The sequence below is a fragment of the Streptomyces sp. URMC 127 genome (assembly GCF_051386535.1).
Taxonomy (GTDB): Bacteria; Actinomycetota; Actinomycetes; order Streptomycetales; family Streptomycetaceae; genus Streptomyces.
In genome coordinates, this window is the sequence record NZ_JBPQTW010000321.1 from 1 (window position 1) to 5,740 (window position 5,740).

Consider the following 5,740-nt stretch of genomic DNA (forward strand, 5'->3'; position numbering starts at 1 on the left):
CGGTGACGCCGCCGCCCACGGGGACGGGGACGGGGGCTGGGGCGAGGTCCTCGTCCGGACCGGGGTCCTCGTCCGGACCGGGGCCCGGGACCGGATCGGCGTCCGGGACCGGATCGGTGTCCGGAACCGGATCGGTGTCCGGAACCGGATCGGCGTCCGGAGCCGGCGTCATGTGTCCGTCGTACCGGGTGACCGGCGAGGAGCGGCACTCCACGCGCGGCCGCGCCCGGCTCCTGCACGAGATGCTGGCCGGCGAGGTCGTCACCGACGGCTGGCGATCGGAGGAGGTCCGCGAGGCGCTGGACCTGTGCCTGGCGTGCAAGGGCTGCCGGAGCGACTGCCCGGTCGGCGTCGACATGGCCACGTACAAGGCGGAGTTCCTCCACCACCACTACGCGGGACGGCTGCGGCCCGCCGCCCACTACGCGATGGGCTGGCTGCCGGTGTGGCTCCGGGCGGTCGCCGCGGTCCGCGGGGCGGCCGCCGTGAACCGGCTGTCCGGCGCGGCGCCGGTGGCGGCCGTGGCGAAGCGGCTCGCGGGAATCGCTCCGCAGCGGACGATTCCGCGCCTCGCGCCGGGGCCGTTCGCACGGTGGTGGAGGGGGCGGCGGCCGAGTCAGGTACTCCCCGCGGACCTCGTCCTCTGGCCCGACACGTTTACCAACCACTTCTCCCCGGAGGCCGGGCGCGCCGCCGTGACGGTGCTGGAGAACGCCGGACTCCGGATCGCCGTCCCGCCGAAGCCGCCCTGCTGCGGGCTGACCTGGGTCTCCACCGGCCAGCTCCACCGCGCCCGCCGCACCCTGCTCCGTACGCTCGACGTGCTGGCCCCCGCCCTCGACGCCGGCCTCCCGGTCACCGTCCTCGAACCCAGCTGCGCCGCCGCCCTCCGCACCGACCTCCCCGAACTGCTCCCCGGCGACCCGCGCGCCCGGCAACTGGCCGCAAGCGTCCGCACCTTCGCGCAGACTCTGGAAGATCTCGCCCCGCACTGGCAACCGCCCCGCCTCGACCGTCCCGTCGCCGGCCAGACCCACTGCCACCAGCACGCCGTCCTCGGCGACGCCGCCGAACGCCGCCTGCGCGAGCGCGCAGGCCTCATGGGCGAACTGAGTGGCGGGTGCTGCGGCCTCGCGGGCAACTTCGGCTTCGAGAAGGGCCATTACGAGGTGTCCGTGGCCTGCGCGGAGGAGCAGCTGCTGCCGTCCCTCCGGGCTGCTGCCGCGCGCGGTGACGGGGCCGGCGCCGCAATCCTCGCCGACGGGTTCTCCTGCCGTACGCAGATCGCTCAGCTCGCGGGCGACGGCCCCCGGGCGCGGCACCTCGCGGAGCTCCTCGCGGAAGGCCTGGCTTCCGGGCGGGAACAACTGGCCGGAAAATAAAGGCAAGCACGCTTGATTGTTTTTGTGCGCGCTGTCACGCTCTCTCCGTCCTGACATGACCTCCTGAGGGAGCGGCGCCCAGTGACAGACCCCTCATCCCCCTTACGGACGAGCCCCTTACGGCCGAGCGCCTCACCGGCGAGCCCGTTACGCATCGGCAACGCCTCCGGCTTCTACGGCGACCGGTTCGATGCCTTCCGCGAGATGCTGACCGGCGGCCCCCTCGACGTCCTCACCGGTGACTACCTCGCCGAGCTCACCCTGCTCATCCTCGGCCGCGACCGCCTCAAGGACCCCTCCCGCGGCTACGCGAAGACGTTCCTCGGCCAGCTGGAGGAGTGCCTCGGCCTCGCCGCCGACCGCGGCGTGAAGATCGTCGCCAACGCGGGCGGGCTCAACCCGGCCGGCCTCGCGGAGGCGATCCGCGCCCTCGCCCGGCGCGTCGGCGCCGATGTCGGCGTCGCCCACGTCGAGGGCGACGACCTGCTGCACGAGCCCGGGCGCGACTGGGGCCCGGAGGTGCTGACCGCCAACGCCTACCTCGGCGGCGCCGGCATCGCCGCCTGCCTGCGCGCGGGCGCGGACGTCGTCGTCACCGGCCGCGTCACCGACGCCGCCCTCGTCACCGGCCCCGCCGCCGCGCACTTCGGCTGGCTCGCCGAGGACCTGGACCGGCTCGCCGGGGCCGTCGTCGCCGGGCACGTCCTGGAGTGCGGCACGCAGGCGACCGGCGGCAACTACTCCTTCTTCACGGAGCATTTCCCCGAGTGCTTGACCGAGCGCTTCGCCGAACAGGCCGCCGAGCGCGGCGCGCTCAGGCCCGGCTTCCCCGTCGCCGAGATCCACCCCGACGGTTCGGCCGTCATCACCAAGCACCCCGGCACCGGCGGCGCCGTCACCGTCGGCACGGTCACGGCCCAGCTCCTCTACGAGACGGGCGGCCCCCGCTACCTGGGCCCCGACGTGACCGCCCGCCTGGACACCGTCCGGCTCACGGACGACGGACCCGACCGCGTACGGATCAGCGGCGTCCGCGGGGAGCCTCCGCCCCCGTCGCTCAAGGTGGGGCTCACCCGCGTGGGCGGCTGGCGCAACGAGGTCGTGTTCGTGCTCACGGGTCTCGACATCGAGGCCAAGGCGCGCCTCGCGCGGGCGCAGATGGAGGAGGCCCTGGCGAAGCGCCGGCCCGCGGAGGTCCGGTGGACCCTTGCCCGTACGGACCACGCCGACGCGGAGGTGCAGGAGGAGGCGAGCGCCTTCCTGCGTCTCGTCGTGCGCGACCCCGATCCGGAGGCGGTCGGCCGCGCCGTCAGCGGGGCGGCCGTCGAACTGGCCCTGTCCGGCTACCCCGGCTTCCACCTCACCGCACCGCCCGGCCCCGGCTCCCCGTACGGCGTGTTCGAGGCCGCGTACGTGGACGCGTACGCCGTCCGCCACACGGCCGTCCTGCCGGACGGGACGCGGTTGCGGGTGCCGGCGGCTCCTTCGGCTCCTTCGGCTCCCTCGGCTCGCCCGGTGGCCGGGAAGCAGGCTCCCGTGGGACCGGCTTCCGCTGGGCCTGCCCGCCTCGGGCCGGCCTCCGTCGGGCCGCTTCCCGTCGAGCCGCCCGTGCTCCCCCCGCCGCTGCCGCCGGGGCCCGTGCGCCGCGCCCCCCTCGGGCTCGTCGCGGGCGCGCGCAGCGGTGACAAGGGCGGCTCGGCGAACGTGGGCGTGTGGGCCCGTTCCGACGCCGCCTGGCGCTGGCTCGCCCACGAGCTCACCGGCTCCCGCTTCCGGCAGCTGCTGCCCGAGGTCGCTCGGCTGCCCGTCGAGCGGCACGTCTACCCCGCACTGCGCGCCCTCAACTTCACCGTCGAAGGGCTGCTCGGCGCGGGCGTCGCCTCCCAGGCCCGTTTTGACCCCCAGGCCAAGGCCCTGGGGGAGTGGCTGCGGTCGCGCTACATGGACATACCGGAGGTGCTGCTGTGACCGTGCTGACGTCCCGTCTCGATGTGACGGGTGACGACTACGCCGCGAACAGGGCGTCCATGCTGGAGCGGATCGCCGCCGTCGAGGCCGAGCACGCGCGGGCGCTCGCGGGGGGTGGGGAAAAGTACGTCACCCGGCACAGGGCGCGGGGCAAAATCCTCGCCCGCGAGCGCATCGAGCTGCTCCTCGACCCCGACACGCCGTTCCTGGAGCTGTCCCCCCTGGCGGCGTGGGGGAGCGACTACGCGGTCGGCGCGTCGATCGTCACCGGTATCGGTGTCGTGGAGGGCGTCGAGTGCGTCATCACGGCCAACGACCCGACCGTGCGGGGCGGGGCCAGCAACCCCTGGACGCTGAAGAAGGCCCTGCGGGCGAACGAGATCGCGTTCGCCAACCGGCTGCCGGTCGTCTCGCTCGTCGAGTCCGGCGGGGCCGACCTGCCCAGCCAGAAAGAGATCTTCATTCCGGGGGGCGGGCTGTTCCGGGACCTGACGCGGCTGTCCGCCGCCGGCGTGCCCACGGTGGCGGTGGTTTTCGGCAATTCGACGGCCGGCGGTGCGTACGTGCCCGGCATGTCCGACCACGTGATCATGGTGAAGGAGCAGTCGAAGGTCTTCCTCGGCGGGCCGCCGCTCGTGAAGATGGCCACGGGAGAGGAGAGCGACGACGAGTCGCTGGGCGGGGCGGACATGCATGCCTCCGTCTCCGGCCTCGCCGACTACTTCGCCGTTGACGAGCTGGACGCGCTGCGGCTGGCCCGGCGGGTGGTCGGGCGCCTGAACTGGCGCAAGGCGTCCGCGGATCCGCCGCCGGAGCTCGTGGATCCGCCGCTGTACGACGAGGACGAGCTGCTCGGGGTCGTACCGGGTGACCTGAAGGTGCCGTTCGATCCGCGTGAGGTCATCGCACGTGTTGCCGACGGCTCCGACTTCGACGAGTTCAAGGCCCGGTACGGGGTCAGCTTGGTCGTGGGCTGGGCCCGTATCCACGGGTACGCGGTGGGGATTCTCGCCAACGCGCAGGGCGTTCTCTTCAGCGAGGAGTCGCAGAAAGCCGCGCAGTTCATCCAGCTCGCCGATCAGCGCGACGTGCCACTGGTCTTCCTGCACAACACGACCGGGTACATGGTGGGCCGGGAGTACGAGCAGGGCGGCATCATCAAGCACGGCGCGATGATGATCAATGCGGTGGCGAACTCCCGGGTTCCGCACCTGTCGGTCCTCATGGGCGCGTCGTACGGGGCCGGGCACTACGGCATGTGCGGCCGGGCGTTCGACCCGCGGTTCCTGTTCGCCTGGCCGAGCGCGAAGTCGGCCGTCATGGGGCCGCAGCAGCTCGCCGGCGTGCTGTCGATCGTCGCCCGGCAGTCCGCGGTGGCGCGGGGGCGGCCGTACGACGACGAGGCGGACGCCGCGCTGCGGGAGATGGTCGAGCAGCAGATCGAGTCCGAATCGCTCGCCATGTTCCTCTCCGGGCGGCTCTACGACGACGGCGTCATCGATCCGCGGGACACGCGGACGGTGCTGGGGATGTGTCTGTCCGCGATCCACTCGGCGCCGGTGGAGGGTGTGCGGGGTGGGTCTGGTGGGTTCGGTGGGCTTGGTGGTTTCGGTGTCTTTCGGATGTGACGGGCCGCGGGCCGGGGAGATGCGTTGATGATCGAGTCGGTGCTGGTTGCCAACCGCGGTGAGATCGCTTGCCGCGTGTTCCGTACGTGCCGCGCGATGGGCGTCTCCACCGTCGCCGTCCACTCGGACGCGGATGCCGGTGCGCTGCACGTACGGGAGGCGGACGTGGCGGTCCGGCTGCCGGGTTCCGCGGCCGCGGACACGTACCTGCGCGGCGAGGCCGTGGTCCGGGCCGCGCTCGACGCGGGCGCGGACGCCGTGCACCCGGGGTACGGGTTCCTCTCCGAGAGCGCGTCCTTCGCCCGGGCCGTGCTCGACGCGGGGCTGGTGTGGATCGGGCCGCCGCCCGCCGTGATCGAGGCCATGGCCTCCAAGACGCGCGCCAAGCGGATCATGGCGGAGGCGGGGGTGCCGGTGCTGGAGGCGGCGGAGCCGCCGCTGATCGTCAAGGCCGCCGCGGGGGGTGGCGGGCGGGGGATGCGGGTCGTCCGCGACCTCGCCGCGCTGGACGCCGAGGTGGCGTCCGCGCGGGCCGAGGCGATGGCCGCGTTCGGGGACGACGAGGTCTTCGTCGAACCGTACGTGGAAGGCGGGCGGCACGTGGAAGTGCAGATCCTTGCGGATGCGCACGGCGTGGTGTGGGCTCTCGGCACGCGGGACTGCTCGCTGCAGCGGCGGCACCAGAAGGTGATCGAGGAGGCGCCGGCGCCCGGGCTGGGCGGCGCTGGAGGAGGAGCTGACCGGGGCGGCGGCGGCGAGGAG

The 5,740-nt window shown here is 73.6% G+C and carries 3 protein-coding genes and 1 pseudogene; all 4 read left to right on the forward strand.

Translation table 11 applies throughout. From position 1 onward, the window contains the following. Nucleotides 1-149: 149 nt before the first annotated feature. Nucleotides 150-1,382, forward strand: a pseudogene (locus ACSNOH_RS33055) ((Fe-S)-binding protein); the annotation flags it as partial. A gap of 204 nt (nt 1,383-1,586) precedes the next feature. Then, a complete protein-coding gene (locus ACSNOH_RS33060) occupies nt 1,587-3,350 on the forward strand; it encodes an acyclic terpene utilization AtuA family protein (protein ID WP_436725143.1) in 1,764 nt (587 codons plus the stop codon). Next, entirely contained in the window at nt 3,347-4,978 is a 1,632-nt protein-coding gene (locus tag ACSNOH_RS33065) for an acyl-CoA carboxylase subunit beta (protein ID WP_436725141.1), read from the forward strand. The genes ACSNOH_RS33060 and ACSNOH_RS33065 overlap by 4 nt, the downstream gene beginning before the upstream one ends. 27 nt (nt 4,979-5,005) lie before the next feature. Then, nucleotides 5,006-5,740, forward strand: a 735-nt coding sequence (locus ACSNOH_RS33070; RefSeq protein WP_436725142.1) for a biotin carboxylase N-terminal domain-containing protein, incomplete at its 3' end; no start/stop codon positions are given.